Genomic DNA, 18,183 nt, shown 5'->3' with positions numbered 1-18,183 from the left:
CAGCTCCAGCTCCAGCCCCCGCACCAGCCCCCGCACCGGCACCGGCACCGGCACCCGCACCGGCACCCGCACCGGCACCAGCTCCCGCACCGGCACCAGCTCCAGCTCCAGCTCCCGCACCGGCACCCGCACCGGCACCGGCTCCCACTTCCGGCGGCACCACTGGCGTCGATTACAGCAATGGCGGTACGCAGATTGACTATGGTTCCGGCACTAGCGGCACTGGCGGCTCTGGCAGCAGCGGCAGTAGACCTAAACCAGTACCCGAACCCAGTACAGTGGGCGCACTCATGCTCACAAGTTTTGCAGCCCTGCGTTTCGGCAAAAGACGCAAGACAATCGCACAGTAGCGTTAAGGGCTAGTGAAGCGACTGTTTTACCTCAGTAGAGATACATATTTCAAAAAGAGCTTCTCACTTACGATACAGTGAGAAGCTTTTCCTCAGGGTGAATTTACTTCGAGCCAAAAAATATTAATGCGATGGCTATTTTAAAGTAGGAAAAACTTATGGAAACATCTGTTGAAGTCAAGGATATAAAAGTCAAACTTCTCTTAGCAGGGGGACATCAATACACTGTCTTTCTAAAGTCAGACGCCCCTTTACTAGAAAATCTGTTAAAAACTGTTGTGGCTCGCTCTTACAAGCAAGAAGATGGTTTTTACGGGTTATTCCAGATTCCGATTGACGAGGGTCACGCTTCTTTGTGTTTTCCAAGCGAACATCTGGTTGGTCTAGTTACCGAACCCTCAGTTTTGGTGATGCAAGAGGAACTTAAACCTCAACCAACTGATGTTTTAGCTTCTCCCTACGTGCAAATTGACAATTTTCTGACCCAAGAGGAACAAAAACAACTACTCGACTATGTATTAAAACAAGAGTCAGCCTTTGTACCTACCAATATTTCAACCGATGCGATTGATTATCGTCGGTCTATGGCTCTCTACTCCTTCCCTGAGTTTTCAGAACGGATAGTCAATCGCCTGCGAGCAATTTTACCGGATATATTTAGCAAATTGGGGATTCCATCATTTCCTGTATCTCAAATTGAGACGCAATTAACCTCTCATAATGACGGAAACTACTACAAAGTTCACAATGATAATGGTAGTCCAGATACCGCTACCAGAGAATTAACTTATGTTTACTACTTTTACCGGGAACCAAAACCTTTCTCTGGGGGAGAGTTGCTGATTTACGACAGCAAGATTGAAAATAACTTTTACGTGAAGGCTGATTCTTTCAAAACAGTTGAACCGCGTAATAATAGCATTGTGCTTTTCCTCAGCCGCTATATGCATGAAGTATTGCCTGTGAAATGTCCCTCGAAAGCTTTTGCAGATAGTCGCTTTACCATCAATGGGTGGGTTCGGCGTTAATATTTTTGCGCCTTCAGCCAGATTTTCTTTATCTAGCCTCAAACAGGACTTGTAGCGGTTTTCACTTTACTGCAACACACTCGGAACCTCACCCCCCAACCCCCTCAAAAGCTTTTCACAGCTATGCATTACCCATAAAGTCCCAGAATACTGAAGGGGAGAAGTATACCCTCCCTTGAAGGCTTACGCCTACGGGTGAGCGAGCTGATTGCTTCTCTCAGATTGTTGTCTTCCTTATGCTTCTCCGGTACAGATGCTCCCTGAGGTTCTCAGGTTGAGGGTGAAGCATTCGCGCCTTGTACAAGTCACTTCAACCCAAATAGTTCAGGACTTACGCAAATAGCACCACATCTCTTGGGCAACCACAGGGGGATTGAACCCGAAAAAACGCTATATTTATAAGCTTTGCGTAAGCCCTGTGGAAATTTGACTTAAACAGCTCTTTGCTCTTGATTGAGTGGAGAGCTTTTTAGTAGGGTGTGGGGCGTCCGGTGCAGGGCGTACTAACTACACAGACGGCAATTTTCAAGAAAATTTGCTCTGAACACAAAAATAGATGGGTTTGACTAGACTAAGATTAAAAAAATTACTTAATATTTGAGGACAAGATGGCTCCTAAAGTGGAAATTTATACCTGGAGCAGCTGCCCCTTCTGCATTCGTGCCAAGGCTTTGCTCGATAAAAAAGGGGTTGATTATATCGAATACTGCATTGATGGGGATGAGGCGGCACGGGCGGAGATGGCAAAACGTGCGAATGGAGGGCGCTCCGTACCTCAGATTTTTATCAACGAGCGGCATATTGGGGGCTGCGATGATACTTATGCGCTAGAGGCTCAAGGCAAGCTCGATCCACTCCTGCAATCAGCATAGTCAATTCGTCCTGAGTCACTGTTTGCGGACAACGGACAACGGACAACGGACAATGGACAAAAGACAAAAAGCTGATAGCTAACATGAAACTTGCTTTTATTATTGACCCCATCGAACGCCTAGATCCCGGTCACGATACCAGTGTGGCGCTGATGGAAGCAGCACAAGCGCTGGGACACGAAGTTTGGATTACGCAGGCGAATTTATTGAGTGTGGGGGATGGCAAGGCTTGGGCGTTGCTGGAGCCGGTACAACTGACGCCGGTGCAGCTGGTGGAAGGACGCTGGGTGGCAGAGTCGCTATGGTTTTCTGTAGGCGATCGCGTCTTACAACCGCTGGAAACAATGGATGCGGTTTTCATGCGAACAGATCCGCCAGTGACAGTTCCTTACCTCTACGCCACTTACATTCTGGACTATATCGATCCAGCGCAAACATTGCTGATCAACGCCCCCAATGGGCTGCGGGCGGCAAATGAGAAGATGTACGCACTTCAGTTTAGGGAGGCGATTCCGGAAACGATTGTCAGTGCAGATAAACAGGTGATCCGGCAGTTTCTGGAGGCAAAAGGGGCAGCAATTCTGAAGCCGTTGGGGAATAAGGCGGGAGAAGGGATTTTATTTTTAGATCCGAGCGATCGCAACTTTAATTCCCTGATAGAACTCAGTACCCTTCAGGCACGAGTTCCGGTGATGGTGCAAACTTACTTACCCGCCGCCAAAGAGGGAGACAAGCGAATTATCCTGCTCAATGGCGAACCGATTGGAGCCGTTAATCGTATTCCTACGGGTAAAGAATTTCGCGGCAATATGGCAGTCGGTGGTAGAGTGGCTCAGACGGAAATTACTCAACGAGAGCGCGAAATCTGCGCCCAATTAGCTCCTACACTGCGCCAGGATGGTTTAATTTTTGTCGGTATTGATGTCATTGGCGGCTACCTCACGGAAGTTAATGTCACCAGTCCTACTGGCATCCGGGAAATTGACCGACTTGATGGCACTCGTCTAGGCTATCAAGTGATTGAATGGGTGGAAAAGTTTAGATCGGAAAACCCTGCATGACATTCAATAATTCAGCCCAAACATCGAACCCGATTGGCGTAGCAGTGGTGGGGACTGGATTTGGTCAGAAAATCCACATCCCAGGATTCCAGGCACACCCGCGTACTCAGGTGGTTGCAGTTTACCACCGGGATTTGGATAAAGCGATCGCTCTGGCTTCTGCCCAGAATATCCCCCACGCTTGCAACACCCTAGAAGAAATCGTCGCCTTACCAGATGTCGCCGCTGTCAGCATTTCAACGCCGCCCTTTTTGCACTATGAAATGGCGAAGACGGTGTTGCAAGCTGGGAAGCATTTATTATTAGAAAAACCCACAGCCCTGTCAGCGACTGAGGCACTTCAGTTGTATCAGTTGGCGAGAGAAAACGGCGCGATCGCTACGCTCGATTTTGAATTTCGCTTTGTCCCAGCATGGCAGCGATTCGCGGAACTTTTAGCAGCAGGGTATGTGGGGCAACAACGCCTAATAAAGATTGATTGGCTGGTGTCGAGTCGTGCCGATGCCACGCGCCCGTGGAATTGGTATTCTCGGAAAGACCAGGGAGGAGGAGCATTGGGAGCCGTCGGTTCTCACGCTTTTGATTACATTAGCTGGTTGTTTGCACCCGTGCGGCGACTGTGTGCCCAGCTAATTACGGGAATTTCTTTTCGTCCAGACTCTAACACGGGTGAAATGAAGCCGGTGGATGCGGATGATACGTGTATGCTGATGCTGGAACTGGCGGATGGGACGCCCTGCCAACTGTGTATCAGTTCGGTTGTCTATGCATCCCGGACGCACGGGATCGAAGTTTATGGCGATCGCGCTACGTTAGTCTTGGGCAGTGAAAATCAGAAGGATTACGTACATGGTTTTCGCCTCTGGGCGGCACCGGCGGGTAAACCTCTAGCTGAGGTAGAAATTCCGCATCGTCTGGCGTTTCCCCAAACCTATACGGATGGGCGTTTGGCACCCTTTATCCGAGTTGTAGACAACTGGGTGCAGGCAATTGACGCCGGGAAAGCGATCGCGCCATCCCTCCGAGAGGGAGTTTATTCCCAGTTGTTGATGGATTTAGCCCATGAATCCCATGAAACGGGTTGCTGGGTGGATGTGCCAAGTTTGGACGCTTTCCTTGCCAGTCGCTCTTAACTTTTGCCATTTTACTCGCGGCTGAGTTACATTAAAACATCTTTTCAACCGCTTTTCCTCAGGGTGGGAAGCAATGTTACCTGTCGCAGTTTTCGTCTGTCTCGGCTGGATCGTGTCTGTTTGTATACACGAGTTTGGTCATGCGGTGGTTGCCTATTGGGGCGGGGATACGTCAGTTAAAGATAAGGGGTATTTGACCCTAAACCCGCTCAAGTATACCGACCCAACTTTGAGTTTGGTTCTGCCCATCGTCTTTCTTCTCATCGGTGGGATTGCGTTACCGGGTGCCGCAGTTTACATCAATCACCAACGATTACGCAATCGTTGGTGGAAAAGTGCTGTCTCCGCAGCGGGTCCCATCGCTAGTGTAATAGTGACTTTATTACTCATAATTCCCTTTTGGCTGGGTTGGGTGACACCATTAAGCGAACACTGGATTGGCCCAGCTTTAGCATTTTTAATTATTCTACAAATCTCCGTTATTCAGTTCAACTTGCTGCCAATTCCACCGCTTGATGGTTATGGCATCATTGAGCCGTGGTTGCCCAATCAAACGCAGATTCAACTTAGAAAGTTGAGCAAATATGGAATTATTGCCCTCTTCATTCTACTCTGGTTCGTAAAACCGTTAAATCTGCTTTTTTGGAAATCAACTTTTACAATTGCCGCACTGCTTGGTATTCCAATGGAGATGGTAGGGAAGGGATACGAATCTTTCAACGCAGATTCCGGCATTTTGTTAGTAGCGGCGATTGGTGTTTTTTTGCTAATTCGTAGAGTGATGAGTCCGCAGCACGCTTGTTATGAAAAAGGCAATAAGTTACTCAAATCGCAACAGTACGAAGAAGCGATCGCTTCCTATGACAAAGCGATTAAACTAAAACACAATTTTTGGGAAGCGTGGCATCACCGAGCCTGGGCGTTAGGAAGCCTACAACGGTATAAAGAAGCGATCGCTTCCTACGAGCAAGCGATTGTCATCAAACCTGATAACCCGGCTATTTGGACTGACTGGAGTGGGGCACTCGCTGCATTGCAACGGTACGAAGAAGCGATCGCCTGTTGCGATAGAGCCATCGAAATCAATCCCCACTACCCTTATGCTTGGTATAACAAAGCTTGCTTCTGTGCCCTACAAGGCAAAGCTTCTTTAGCGATTGATTCTCTGGAACAGGCAATTAACCTCGATACCAATACATTTAGAACCTATGCCAAAAATGAATCAAGTTTTTATCGAATTCGGCAACATGAGCGGTTTCAAAAAATGATTGGTGAATCGTAGCTAGTAGTAGGATAAGCATTGCCTACCTTCCCTTTAACTGATGAGCTGCTAAAAATGATCTGACATCCACGGTTCGGGACTTGCAAATATTAGCATTGCTGTCGATAAAGAATCGGCACTTCCTTCGAGTTGACCAATTGTTTGCAGCTGATGAGGTGTAAGTAAACCAGTGAATAAAGGTGATAAGCCTCGCACATCTAACTGTAATTCGCCTCGCCCTCCTCTTGTCACTTCACCGCGTCCGCCGGAAACTACCAGAACAAATTTTCCATTGTTATCGGGCAATAGATTATCTTGAACTTCAAGATGCAATTCGGCTTCTACGCCAATCGGATAGCCGCGCATTGATAGTGCTTTTGGCACATCAACTACTCGCACCAACCACCGTTCTAGATGGGCAATTTTGTATGTTTGTTCTGTGAGTAAAGACAAAAGCGGGTCTCCTGCCTGACCCTGCCAAATCACCTTGTCTGCTAGAGAACGGTGGTCGGCGAAGAAAGTCCACAGACGACGTGCTGCTGCTGGTGTTAATGCCACCATGTCTCTGACTTCGAGGTGATAGCTTTTGTCTCCCATCTTTTGGCTGAAAATGACGTAACCCTCTGGTTTGTCTTCAAAGCCAATTAGGTAGGCGTAAATCACTTCTTCAGGGGACTCGACGATGCCTTTCCAAATGGCTTGGTGGCGATCCAAGTTGCCGCTGGTAGCGATCGCTCGTTGACGGTAGAGTTCGTGAAATTCGTGGTGAGTCGCTTCCACGCGCTGCATCGGCAAAGTGCGATCTTTTAGCAGAATCGTATCTGTCGGCACCGCCAAACGGCAATAGTTCCCAGCTTGTTCGTAACCCACTTTCCGATAAAGCGCACTGGTAGAGGCGTAGAGCGTCGATAGGGGAATTCCCTTGGCGTGACACTCCTTGACAATATTGGTCATCAGCGCCGCCGCTACCCCTTTGCCTCGCTGCTCTGGCGCAATGCCAACGGTAGCAATTCCGGCGATTGGTACGCTAGAAGCTCCGAACCACTGACCCATGTGGAGAATGCCTAAGCCCCCAGCCGTCTGCCCTCCTTGGCGGATGACGCGGAAGTTTTCCAAACCAATCCGATTGAAATACATCTGCCAGCTATCTGGCGGTGAATTGAAGCACTGGTTTAAGATTTGCCCAAGCTGTTTAGCTTCTTCAGGGTTAGAAATCGTGCCGAATTCAAAGTTAGTTGTCATATCAGGCTGCTAATTGCTCATTGCTAATTGATTTTTTTACGATTAGCCATAGCAAAAAATCACGACTATAGACGCAGTGATTAGACCAAGCCAATCGGTCTTATTTTTCTAGCGCTGAAGTCAGGGCATAATAGGCGGGTTTGGGACGATACGACTTATCAAAAATTAGCGGCTCATCCGGCTTGTGAGTAAAGCCGGGAATCCAAGTATGGCGGTCTGTAAACCCCCACATCACAAAAGCCTTACACTTGGGCACCGAGAGACACACGCTCAGCATATCTCGGTAAACTTGTGCTTGGGCGGCAAATCTTTCTTGCTTCGTGCCGGTGCCATCCTGAATTTTTACATCCATTTCAGTGATATGAACTTCTAAACCTAGTGCTGCCAAACGCTTGATATTTGCAGCAACATCTTGGGGTTTTAGCGAGGATTTGATGCCAATATGCATTTGCAAACCGACGCCATGAATGGGGACGCCACGTTTTTGTAAATCCCGAACCAAAGTATAAATCGCGTCTGATTTTTTCCCCAGTCCCTCGCCGCTGAAGTCGTTGTAGAATAATAGTGCTTGCGGGTCTGCCTCATGTGCCCAGCGAAACGCCATCTCAATATGTTCTGGCCCAATCTTTTTTAGCCAGATTGTCTTCCTCAGCGAACCATCTTTCTCAACCGCTTCATTCACAACATCCCAGACGGCAAGCTGACCCCGATAGCGACCGACAACTGTCTGAATGTGTTCGCGGAGAATTTCTTGAAGCTGTTCGCGGCTGAATTTGCCCTTTGTTAGCCATGTGGGTAGGCTTTTAAACCAGACGAAGGTGTGACCGCGCACTTGCATTTTATTGGCTTTGGCGAAGGCGACAAGCTCATCTGCGTCTGTGAAGTCGAAGCGATCGCGTTCTGGATGAACTGCCTGAAACTTCATCGCATTCTCTGCCACGATGGTATTGAACTCACGCGCCACCACCTCCCGATAAGCAGGATCGTTACGTAAGGGTTGCATCGCCACCGCCGTACCCATTCCAATCCCCCGCGTGTCTGCTAGCGATCGCAGCGAAACATTCGGCGTATTCGCTGGTTTCGTAATCGCACCGTGCCCAATTAAAAGCATCAAAACTGTAGCCGTCAGTAGCATTAAAGCTAATAAAAATTGGCGTTTCATGCCTGTGACAAATAGGAGAGGCTCTGGGAATACTTATCATAGACTCAATCTACTATTCCCTATCTAAAGTATGGTTTGCTGCCTTAATCCTAATTGTCATCATCCTCAAAATCTTGATGGAAACGAATATTGCCGCAGTTGCCAGACAAAACTGGTGCCACTGCTTAGGGGGCACTACCGCCTTATTCAGCTACTTTCCGCTCAGGATGGATTTGGCAGAACTTATCTAGCAGAAGATATAGACAAGATGAATGAACCCTGCATCATTAAGCAACTGAAGCCGCAAGTTCAGGGAAGCCAGGAGACTGTGCAGCTATTTAAACAAGAGGCACAGCGCCTACAGCAGCTAGGAGAACATCCCCAGATTCCCACGCTGTATGCCTATTTTGAGGAAGAAAGTTATCTGTATCTGGTGCAGCAGTTAATTGAAGGGCAGAATTTGTTAAAGGAGTTAGAACAACGGGGTGCCTTTAGTGAAAACCAGATTAGAGAGTTGTTACTGGATATTCTGCCTGTTCTCAAATTTGTACATGAGAAAAAAGTAATTCACCGAGATATCAATCCCCAGGATATTATCCGTCGCCGGAGTGATAACAAATTGGTGCTGAGCAATTTTGGGGCATCTCAGCATTTGGCGACAACACAGGCAATTCAACCAGGCACAAGAATTGGTTCTTTAGGGTACACATCCTATGAAGAAATGAAGGGAGGCGCAGCATCTCCCTCTAGTGATTTGTTTAGTTTAGGCGCGACTTGCTTTCATTTATTGAGTCAGAAACACCCACATTTACTGTGTCTAGATCGCGGTTATGAATGGGTACATAATTGGCGGCAACACTTAGGGCGTTCTGTTACTAGCAATTTAGGTAAAGTTCTAGACAAGCTCTTGCAAAAGGATGTTAATTTGCGTTACCAATCGGCAGATGAGGTAATTCGTGATTTGTTGCCTCAAGCTTCGACTGTACGGTCAGATATACCCATAAAGCAGATAATAAATCACCTAACCACAAAACTAATTTTAGTAACATTTAAATTAAAACAGAATTTGCGCTACGAACTGTTTTTTATTCCAACGGTTTTCTTATTAGGATTAGTATTATTCAAAAATTATGGTTATATAAATCATATTTCGGCATCCATGATAACTTTTTCACTTAATAATTTATCTAGCCCTGGCTTCCTGCAAAAAACCTTAAGCGGGCATTCTTCTAAAGTTAATTCTGTTGCCATAAGTCCAGATGGACAGATTCTAGCCAGTGGCAGTCATGACAAAACTATCAAAGTGTGGAATTTAGAAACGGGAGAGTTAAATATTACTCTAACTGGGCATTATTACTCTGTCTATTGCGTTGCTATTAGCCCGGATGGAGCGACTTTTGCGAGTGCCAGTAATGATACGAATATCAAGATTTGGCTAATGCCGCAGTGAGTGCAGAGTGCGATCGCCAGGTTTTCCTTGCCGCTACGTGCTAGCATTAATAATTTGGTAGGAAGTCAGCTTAAGCTCTTTGAATGTGGGAATTTCAACTACCGTGTCACCCTTATAAACCGCTTCATCGTAATAGCCCTCATTCAGCGTTAAAACTGTAACCCCCTTATCTACTGGTTTTCCGTTTTGGTTGAAGTCGAGAAAGTCAACCAGCAGATAAATTGGTATACCGATGATGTTGTATTCCGCTCTTTTGGCTCAACGATCTCGACTTTCAGTTCCCGCACTAACTACTTCTACAACCAGCGGCGGCGGCTCTTGATCAAGTTCGATTATAGCTTCCCGCCTACGAAGGCTTTTCCACTGTTCTAAAGGCAAAACCGTAACATCCGGCACTCTGGAAGTATCCCGCCTACCAACTTGGGGGACTCTTACGCCAATAGCTGTATCAGTGCCGTCATAAGTTAGATATTCCTCAAAGGTAATCAGTTGTTTGGTTGTCGTCATAGCGATCGCTCCTAAACTGTTGTTAGGTTGTTTTTCTAAGAGATTTACTTTTCTGGTTGCTCTTAAGATTTCTGATACCGCATCCCCGGCAATTGCGACACTAACCCCATGAGTTCTAACTGCAACAGCGCACTGGAGATTGAGTTAGCTGGCTTACCAGTTTGCTGCACAATTAAATCAAAAGCCGTAGGTTCTGAGGAAATTGCTTGCCAAATCTGTTTGAGTTCTGGTTCCAAATCTGGTACGGGAGGCTGATTAAATAAGTCTAGCTGTTGCACTGGATCGAGTTTTGGGATAGCTCCCAGCATTTCTAATAAATGATTTTCATCTAGAAAAGGCGTCGCTCCCTTACTAATTAATTTTAAACAGCCTAGCGATTGCCGATCGTCCAACCTTGCAGGCAAAGCATAGACATCTCGACAGAATTCATTCGCATAATCGGCAGTAATTAATGAACCGGATCGGGTAGGCGCTTCCATCACCAGCACCGCACGACTCAAACCGGCGATAATCCGATTCCGGGTGGGAAAGTGTTCGCGCTTCGGTTGGGTGCCAGCAGGATACTCACTCAGCACTAAAGAGCGATCGCATATCTGTTCGTATAGGGACTTGTTGCGCCAAGGATAGACGACATCCACGCCAGTGCCAAAAACTGCCAGCGTCCGTCCCCCAGCTTCCAGACAGGCGCGATGCGCTTCTGTATCAATGCCATCTGCCATGCCGGAAACAATCGTGAAGCCGCTTTTCGTCAAGGCAGTGGTAATTTTGCCAGTCCAGCGTCTGCCATACTCCGAGGGTTGGCGAGTGCCAACAATGCCAATCGTTGGCGTAATGCCATGATTCTCCTGAAGTTGCACTTTGCCGCGATAATACAGCACTGGCGGCGGGGTAGGCGTCTCTAAGAGTAAGCGGGGATAATCAGCATCCGCTGGCGTCCAGAAACAGGGATTTTTTACCAAGTGTTCTTCTAAAAATTGTTGGGGATGCAGGCGAGATCGCTTCTCTACCACCCCCTCAATTGTTTGACGCCCAAACCCCTCAACTTCCCTCAAGGCGGCTGGACTGGCTTTCCAGGCTTCACTGAGTGTGCCAAAATGCTGATGCAAGCGCCTGAGCAAAATTGGGCCAATTCCGGGTATTTCCGACCATACTAGCCAGAAGGCGCGTTCTTCCATAACAGTTAAATTATTGGCAATACAGGGAACCTAACCCCCCAACCCCCTTCACTGCGAGGGAAGGGGGAGATTGACTACCCTTCCCTGAGAGGGGAGGGGTTGGGGGAGAGGTCATTTTATTGTGTTTAATCGCTTTCCTCAAGCCTTCGCCGAATGCTGTTGTTTGAGATAAACAAACACCGATTTATCACCAATATCCGGTGGAATTTCTTGCACAACCTTACGCAAGGCAAATATGACAAATAGAAGTGCCCAAACTGCCAATAATCCCCGTTCTACTGACACTGGCAATACACCTGTCAGGTGTCCCAACAGCAACATTGGCAGCAAAGGCGTGAGAACTTTAGTTTCCAGGCGGTTGAAGCAAAAGGCTTCTTTGAAATAAATCCCTGTTAATGCTGCAAAGGTGAAGCCGACTCCAAAAAGGGTTGTTGGGTGATTGTAGACAAATAGGGCGAGAGGTTCGCTACTTTGCAGTGCTAGCACCGTCGCCGATAAAACACCAATTGCCCAAAAAACTTGAAGTAGTCGGTGTAGCGGTTCTAGGTAAATATGGATGGTAAATAAACTGACGCCCAACCCCAGACAGAAACAAGCGTACAGCGGGGTGAGGAGTGACAATCCCATGTTTGTCTTTAGCGCCAGAAAGCTACCTAAAGCAAAGCTTAAAGCCGCTACCATTAAGCCGCTGCGGTAGATAATTACGCCAGTGCGATCGCTCTCGGTTATCGTAAATTCTCCAAACTGACCTTGGTAAACTGTCGAGTCAGACACATTTAACTGAGTCATAAAACCTATCCGAAAATTGGTATAGAATATCAGCGGTGCGGCTGTATAAATCCCGATTAGGAATGGAAATAATCCAGCTTAAGAAGCACCTCATGTCCCCAGTCTAGTTGCAGTTGCGACTGAGCATTGCCTCCGTTGACGGCAATTTCGACCCAACCGTGACTGCCAATTAAAGCGATCGCTTCTAGGTGTTGACTGTCGCTATAAGTCTGGCAACTGGGTAGCGTACATCCCACAACAACCGACCAGATTTTTCCTTGCACGAAGGTACCTGGAATATTCGTAATTAAGTTGCCAAAGCGATCGATATACTGAATGCAACCCGTAACACCTGCTTCTGTCTGGGTACATTCAGGGATGGGCAGTTGAACTAAGCTGGCTGGATCGATAGCGTGTCCCAGTTGTTCTAGAGGAACGCCGCTGGCAAGATGGGCACCCACGGGCGCAAAAATATCTCGACCGTGAAAAGTTAAACTGGGTTCGGTTGTGCGCCAATAGTTGGGGTTCGTGAGTTCGACGGCGGCAATTTCTGGTAAGGACGGGACAACCCTACTACTACTAAGAATGCCACTAAACAGCCCGTTATCTGGCCCCACCAGGAAACCGGCGGCAAATTTCACGGCGATCGCTCTGCGGCTACTCCCCACTCCCGGATCGACGACGGCAATATGCACTGTCCCTTTTGGGAAATAAGGGTAGGCATTCATCAGACAAAACCTTGCCGCTGTAATATTCTGGGGGGGAATTTCATGAGTGAGATCCACCACCGTCAGCGTCGGGTTGATTTGGGCGATCGCCCCTTTCATCACCCCTACATAAACATCACTTAAGCCAAAATCGCTCGTCAGAGTAACGATCCGGTTTTGATACATCTTCGTCAAGAGGGATTCTTTTTGCCAAACGCGGGTGCCATGCTGTTGATGCGACCAGAACGCGGGGCGGTTTGAACGTCTTAGTTTGAACGTCTTAAGAGTGTAGCTTACCTTCGGCAATGGCGATCGCTCTCAGACCCTGATTCCTTCCAAAGCGTCAACCCTTAACCTTATCTAACCAACTATGAATTTTCTGTAACAAACACTACCATTTTTAAAGTTTAGGTTATATTAGAAAAGTAGCAAATACCTCAAGTCGCTTAAAAAAAATGTCTATTATGAACGGAAGACGCCAAGATAACCAGAAAAATGCGGCTGCGGCTCACCGCGAAAATATTCAAAAAAGCTTGCAGCATCGTCTAGAAATCGCCAGAGCCAAAGGGGACGAAGCCTTGATTCGCCAGTTGGAAGCAGAAGCCAACTACTTGCACTAAACCGGAATTCAGAGATATTCCCAGTCTCAAATACCGAGCCTTCGGAGTCTGCTGTTTCCGTGCAAGTGAATTGGGGCAAAACCGCCACAAATGCCATTCCATGCACCTTAATCAAATAAAACATTTAGGGGATGCCATTTACTTGCGGCATCCCCTTTTAATTAGAGCTTCTATCGATTTGGGATTGTGGTGATACGGTCTTACTCCCCCTAGCGACCGCCCACCACGACATTTTTAATTCGTAGATGGGGACCCCCCACACTCACTGGTAGAGGCATTTGTCCGCCTTTACCGCAACCGCCGTTGATATAGATCGAGTCGTTCCCAATCGCCTCAATATCTTTGAGCGTTTGGAAGACATTGCCAGTCAGACTGACATCGGTAACTCTTTCAGCTATCTTGCCATTGCGAATCATATAGCCTTCAGCGGCGGCAAAGGTAAACATCTCGCCGTTGGTTTGTCCGCCTAACATTCGCACCGCATAGACGCCTTCCTCGATATCCTTAATCATGTCATCGAAGGAGTGTTCCCCCGATTCAATCCCAGTGTTGGTCATCCGCACCAGCGGCGGATAAGTGGCGTTGATTGCCCTAGCGTTGCCGGTGGGAGCTTCGTGCATCTTGCCAGCAGTTTCGCGGTTATGCAAGCGCTGGGTGAGGATGCCGTCTTTAATTAAATATTTGCGTTGAGCTGGGACGCCTTCATCGTCATACTTGAGAGAACCGGGTAAATCTGGCATCGTGGCATCATCAACCACATTCAGTTGCTTAATGGCTAAGGGTTTGCCCAGGGTGAGCAATTCCTGCATCCGAGGGTTTTCGTAGACAAAATCGGCTTCCGAAAGATGTCCAAAAGCTTCGTGAATGAAGACACCAGCCAGGTACGGGTCGAGAACGACAGTATATTGTCCGCCTTTCACTGATTTTGCTTCCAATTGACCGACAGCTCGTTTGGCGGCTGCCAGTACCTGGTCTTCAATTCCTTCGAGAATGTTATAGTCTGTGCGGGAATGGACGGATTCAAAGCCTTGGCGGGGGACAGAACCTTCTTCGCGGGCCACTGCGCCAAATCGACCCGACACATCCAACCGTTCTTGGGCAATACAAGTGCCGAGAGAATTGGCAAAATAGGTGATGCCGAAGCGATCGCGCAAATTCACCATCGTCGTCTGAATTCTGGGGTCGAAATCTAGCAGCAGTTGGTTATATCCCTCCAGTAACCGCCGCTTTTCGGCAAGAGAAACCCCACGCGGATCGCGCCCTATCTCCACCGCCACATAATCTTGAATGGGTTCCACTGGCGCTAGCATCGTCGTTTCTTTTCCGACCAGATGCGCTTGAGAAACCGCTTCTTCAATCCGGTCTTTCACCTCGGCTAAACCATTGAAAGTGACAAAACTCCAGCCGCCCTTGTGACAAGCACGAATGCCACCGGCGAGGGTAAAATTACGGTCTACGGCATCCAGCTGATGACCGCGAAAGGAGATAGATGTAGACTCACTTTGTTCTAAGCGAATTTCTAGATAATCTACCGTTGTGCGGTAAGGAGCGATAGCTGCCTGCAACCGATCTTGCATAGAAGTTTCCACTTTTTAATCCTTTTATTTAGTCCCTGATAGGGATTCTAGGCGATTGCTAGGGCAGGCTGCTTAAATCGTTTGGCGCTCAATTATTGGCTAATTTGTCCCAAAGCGAAGGCGAAATCAGATTAATTAACGGATTTCTCGCTTCAGTTAAAAATTTGTCTATATTTATCTTTGCAACATCTAGCTCAGCGGATTATGGTTGCAAAGAGCAAACATCTCGCATTTTGAACCCCTAAACCGTCTCTATGTCCCAAACTCGGCTTTGGCGATATTTTGCCAGCGTCGCTATGCTGGCTGCCATCTACGTTGGTGCAGCAAAACTATCACTGGCGCTTCCGGTGTTGAATAAGTACGTAGCGCCGGTTTGGCCTCCGGCTGGGATTACCCAAGGCGTGCTGTTTGTAGGGGGGCGAAATCTTTGGCCTGGAGTAGTGCTGGGTGAATTTTTATTTGCCAAAGTAGTTCTGGACGTACCCCTGCCTGTTGCCCTTGCCAGCAGCTTGGGTGCCACCTTGCAGGCTCTAGTCGGGGTCACGTTGCTCCGTTTTATTCGTTTGCGCCCCTCTCTGGATCGCCTGCGAGATGTTTTCAGTTTTCTCAGTCTGTCTGTGATGCTGTCTACTCTAGTCGCTTCCACTCTGGGTTTGACGACTCTTTGCTTGGCAAATCTTATCCCTTGGGGCGACTATGCGACGACGTGGTGGATGTGGTGGTTAGGGGATGGCATGGCAGTTTTGGTATTAGCCCCCGCGATCTTGACTTGGAGTGTCCGTCCCCGCTTAGAAACAACACCAGAGCGAATCATCGAGGCGATGGTCTTGCTGATTTTACTGACAACAGTCACCCAGTCGGTTTTCTTCGCCAAAACTGCTACAGCGATCGCTCACTATCCACTTGCCTACCTGCCCTTTCCTTTGGTAGTTTGGGCAGCCCTCCGATTTAATCAGCAAGGCGCTGTACTGGCAACTCTACTTGTCTCCTGCATTGCTATCTGGGGCACCGCCTTGGGGGATGGGCCGTTTGCGGCAGTTGCCATTAACACCGACCAAGCTTTGCAATTTTTACAAGCCTTCATGGGCGTTATAGCAGTCACTGCTTTGGTTTTGGGGGCAGCCGTTGCTGAACGCTCCTCAGCCGAAGCGTCACTGCGCTCTAGCGAAGCCAGTCTCGCCAACGCCCAACGTATCGCCCATCTGGGTAACTGGGATTTAGACTTGGTTAAACAACAACTGCGATGGTCGGATGAACTTTATCGCATCTTGGGTTTCTCGCCAGCAGACTTTGAGCCAAGTATGAAACGATTCCTGACATCAATTCACCCAGATGACCAAGAACGGGTCAGAGAATTGATAGACGTCGCATCGTATTCTAACCAACCCTTCAGCACTGACTTTAGAGTTGTTTTATCTAATAATTCTGAACGCATTGTCCACGGAACTGGCGAAATTATTCAGGAGCAAGCCGGTAAAGCCGCTCGACTCATTGGCACCATTCAAGACATTACAGAACAAAAAAGAATCGAGCAGGCACTGCTACAATCGGAAGCTCAATTACTCGAACTTGCCCACAGCCTCGATCGGAAAGTAACTGAAAGAACTTTGGAGTTAGAAGAAAAGAATGATGAACTCGCGCGATCGCTCACCTCGCTCAAACAAACTCAACAGCAATTAATTCAAGCTGAAAAAATGTCGAGCTTGGGGCAATTAGTGGCAGGAATTGCTCATGAAATTAATAACCCCATTAACTTTATCACCGGCAACATTAGCCATGTTACCGCCTATAGTCAAGACCTCCTCGACATCCTCAACCTCTACCAGCAACACTATCCCACCCTCCCACCGGCGATCCAAGCATATAGCGAAACCATTGAACTGGACTTTGTGATTGAGGATTTACCGAATCTTCTGGAGTCGATGAAAACAGGTGCGGAACGCATCCGTCAGATTGTGCTGTCCTTACGCAACTTCTCCCGTCTGGATGAAGCCGATATGAAGCCGGTGAATATTCATGAAGGCATCGATAGTACCTTGCTGATTTTACAGCGTCGTCTCAAAGCGCGTCCGGGGCATCCAGGCATTGAAGTGGTTAAAAATTACGGTGACTTACCACTCGTGGAGTGCTATCCAAAACTACTCAATCAGGTGTTTCTCAACCTGCTTAGTAATGCCATTGATGCCTTAGAAGAAAGAATGAAAGAGGAACAAGAAAAGCTAAAGGATGAAATTCCCCTTTCAGCGTTTCCACTTCAGCCGTTTGCGATCGCCCTTACTACCCAGATTTTGTCACCCACTCAGGTGCAGATTGAAATTTCCGACAATGGTATCGGCATGACTTCGGCAGTCAAAAACCATATTTTTGAACCATTTTTTACCACCAAACAAGTCGGCAAAGGTACCGGCTTAGGTTTATCGACTTGTTATCAAATTGTGGTAGAAAATCATCAAGGGCAACTCACCTGTCTATCGCAGCCAGGATTAGGGGCAAAATTCCAGATCGTCATCCCCCTGCGGCAGAGTAGTCATCCCTAAATCAGTGGTTATACTGGTAGCTTCAATGACAATGTGAACCAAAACTGCTGATTCAACAATCAGACAGCGCGTATGAAATTTGAGCTGATTCGCTGGACTTCGCATATATTGCGGGTTTTGTCCCGCAATCTGGACTGGATGACGTGGAATCTGTTTTTGGCGTTTGTACCTCTGCTTTTGAGTATTTGGCTATTTCGCAGCAGGCAAAAGCGATCGCCGATCTGGTGGGCGGGATTCTTAGCTTTTCTAGCGTTTTTGCCGAATGCGCCCTATTTGTTGACAGATATCATTCACTTGATTCATGATATTCGCGCTAACTACTCGGTGTGGATGATTACGCTGATTCTCATCCCCCAGTATTTGCTAGTTATTCTGGCTGGCTTTGAAGCTTACGTTATATCTTTAATTAATCTGGGTTACTATTTACATCGCCATGAACGTGGCAAATTCATCCTTTGGACGGAGTTAGCTTTGCATGGTCTTAGCGCCGTTGGCATTTATTTAGGGCGATTCCTGCGCTTCAACAGTTGGGACTTTATTACTCAACCGGATGCCGTATTCACTAGCGTGCTGGATGAATTAGTGGGCAAATGGCCTGTAGTGGTCATGGCTGTCACTTTTGTAGTAATTGCAGGCTTGTACTGGCTGATGAAGCAGGTGACTTTGGGGATAATTTTGCGAAGGCGATTAAAAGCTACCCAGCCGCAATCCAATCATACAGACTCCCCGACTGCTTAAGCGTTTTCTTCTTCCC

General features: G+C 47.7%; 17 protein-coding genes and 1 pseudogene. 11 read left to right on the top strand and 7 right to left on the bottom strand.

Annotation, left to right across the window (positions count from 1 at the left end):
• From ACFW2W_RS12200 to ACFW2W_RS12175, 6 genes are all read left to right on the top strand, one after another.
• The coding region (locus tag ACFW2W_RS12200; RefSeq protein ID WP_378177967.1) for a PEP-CTERM sorting domain-containing protein at positions 1-350 on the top strand (350 nt) is incomplete at its 5' end.
• 158 nt (positions 351-508) lie between these two features.
• Complete coding sequence (locus ACFW2W_RS12195) at positions 509-1,378, top strand: 2OG-Fe(II) oxygenase (protein WP_378177964.1); 870 nt, start codon at positions 509-511, stop codon at positions 1,376-1,378.
• Positions 1,379-1,986: 608 nt separating this feature from the next.
• Positions 1,987-2,250, top strand: coding sequence for a glutaredoxin 3 (gene grxC, locus ACFW2W_RS12190; protein WP_378177961.1), 264 nt, complete (start codon positions 1,987-1,989; stop codon positions 2,248-2,250).
• A gap of 83 nt (positions 2,251-2,333) precedes the next feature.
• Complete coding sequence (gene gshB, locus ACFW2W_RS12185) at positions 2,334-3,311, top strand: glutathione synthase (RefSeq protein WP_378177958.1); 978 nt, start codon at positions 2,334-2,336, stop codon at positions 3,309-3,311.
• Positions 3,308-4,444 (top strand): Gfo/Idh/MocA family protein, encoded by a 1,137-nt coding sequence (locus ACFW2W_RS12180; protein WP_378177955.1) that lies wholly within the window; start codon positions 3,308-3,310, stop codon positions 4,442-4,444. The genes gshB and ACFW2W_RS12180 overlap by 4 nt, the downstream gene beginning before the upstream one ends.
• 112 nt (positions 4,445-4,556) lie before the next feature.
• Positions 4,557-5,726, top strand: coding sequence for a tetratricopeptide repeat protein (locus tag ACFW2W_RS12175; protein WP_378177952.1), 1,170 nt, complete (start codon positions 4,557-4,559; stop codon positions 5,724-5,726).
• A 48-nt stretch (positions 5,727-5,774) separates the two neighbouring features.
• Here the strand turns inward: ACFW2W_RS12175 and eis are convergent, their stop codons facing one another.
• Positions 5,775-6,947 carry an enhanced intracellular survival protein Eis gene (gene eis / locus ACFW2W_RS12170; RefSeq protein WP_378177949.1) on the bottom strand — a complete coding sequence of 391 codons (1,173 nt, stop codon included), beginning with the start codon at positions 6,945-6,947 and terminating at the stop codon, positions 5,775-5,777.
• 100 nt (positions 6,948-7,047) lie between these two features.
• Positions 7,048-8,109 (bottom strand): endo-1,4-beta-xylanase, encoded by a 1,062-nt coding sequence (locus ACFW2W_RS12165; protein WP_378177946.1) that lies wholly within the window; start codon positions 8,107-8,109, stop codon positions 7,048-7,050.
• A 70-nt stretch (positions 8,110-8,179) separates the two neighbouring features.
• Between ACFW2W_RS12165 and ACFW2W_RS12160 the strand changes: the two are divergent.
• Both ACFW2W_RS12160 and ACFW2W_RS12155 read left to right on the top strand, forming a co-directional pair.
• A pseudogene (locus ACFW2W_RS12160) lies at positions 8,180-8,251 on the top strand (4-Cys prefix domain-containing protein); the annotation flags it as partial.
• A gap of 12 nt (positions 8,252-8,263) precedes the next feature.
• On the top strand, positions 8,264-9,538 hold the full coding sequence (locus tag ACFW2W_RS12155) for a protein kinase (RefSeq protein ID WP_378178005.1): 1,275 nt from the start codon (positions 8,264-8,266) through the stop codon (positions 9,536-9,538).
• A gap of 258 nt (positions 9,539-9,796) precedes the next feature.
• Here ACFW2W_RS12155 and ACFW2W_RS12150 read toward each other — a convergent pair whose 3' ends face one another.
• From ACFW2W_RS12150 to ACFW2W_RS12135, 4 genes are all read right to left on the bottom strand, one after another.
• The gene (locus ACFW2W_RS12150) at positions 9,797-10,045 is read right to left on the bottom strand and encodes a Uma2 family endonuclease (protein WP_378177943.1); all 249 of its coding nucleotides are present in this window, start codon (positions 10,043-10,045) and stop codon (positions 9,797-9,799) included.
• 62 nt (positions 10,046-10,107) lie between these two features.
• Entirely contained in the window at positions 10,108-11,220 is a 1,113-nt protein-coding gene (dprA, locus tag ACFW2W_RS12145) for a DNA-processing protein DprA (protein ID WP_378177940.1), read from the bottom strand.
• Positions 11,221-11,358: 138 nt separating this feature from the next.
• Entirely contained in the window at positions 11,359-12,009 is a 651-nt protein-coding gene (locus ACFW2W_RS12140) for a DUF2301 domain-containing membrane protein (protein WP_378177937.1), read from the bottom strand.
• Positions 12,010-12,065: 56 nt separating this feature from the next.
• Positions 12,066-12,881 (bottom strand): S-adenosyl-l-methionine hydroxide adenosyltransferase family protein, encoded by an 816-nt coding sequence (locus ACFW2W_RS12135; protein WP_378178002.1) that lies wholly within the window; start codon positions 12,879-12,881, stop codon positions 12,066-12,068.
• A gap of 269 nt (positions 12,882-13,150) precedes the next feature.
• Here ACFW2W_RS12135 and ACFW2W_RS12130 point away from each other — a divergent pair, with 269 nt between their 5' ends.
• Entirely contained in the window at positions 13,151-13,315 is a 165-nt protein-coding gene (locus tag ACFW2W_RS12130; RefSeq protein WP_378178008.1) for a hypothetical protein, read from the top strand.
• A 209-nt stretch (positions 13,316-13,524) separates the two neighbouring features.
• On the opposite strand, the gene ACFW2W_RS12125 is transcribed toward ACFW2W_RS12130, so the two are convergent.
• Complete coding sequence (locus ACFW2W_RS12125; protein ID WP_378177999.1) at positions 13,525-14,892, bottom strand: TldD/PmbA family protein; 1,368 nt, start codon at positions 14,890-14,892, stop codon at positions 13,525-13,527.
• 254 nt (positions 14,893-15,146) lie between these two features.
• On the opposite strand from ACFW2W_RS12125, the gene ACFW2W_RS12120 reads away from it, so the two are divergent.
• Positions 15,147-17,429: an MASE1 domain-containing protein gene (locus ACFW2W_RS12120; protein ID WP_378177934.1), complete on the top strand. Its 2,283-nt coding sequence runs from the start codon at positions 15,147-15,149 to the stop codon at positions 17,427-17,429.
• A gap of 72 nt (positions 17,430-17,501) precedes the next feature.
• Positions 17,502-18,167 carry a DUF1361 domain-containing protein gene (locus ACFW2W_RS12115; RefSeq protein ID WP_378177931.1) on the top strand — a complete coding sequence of 222 codons (666 nt, stop codon included), beginning with the start codon at positions 17,502-17,504 and terminating at the stop codon, positions 18,165-18,167.
• Positions 18,168-18,183: the final 16 nt, after the last annotated feature.

This window comes from Coleofasciculus sp. H7-2 (genome assembly GCF_042747725.1).
Taxonomy (GTDB): Bacteria; Cyanobacteriota; Cyanobacteriia; order Cyanobacteriales; family FACHB-T130; genus FACHB-T130.
Note: the sequence above shows the minus strand (reverse complement) of the source record. Positions and strands in the feature narration are given on the sequence as shown.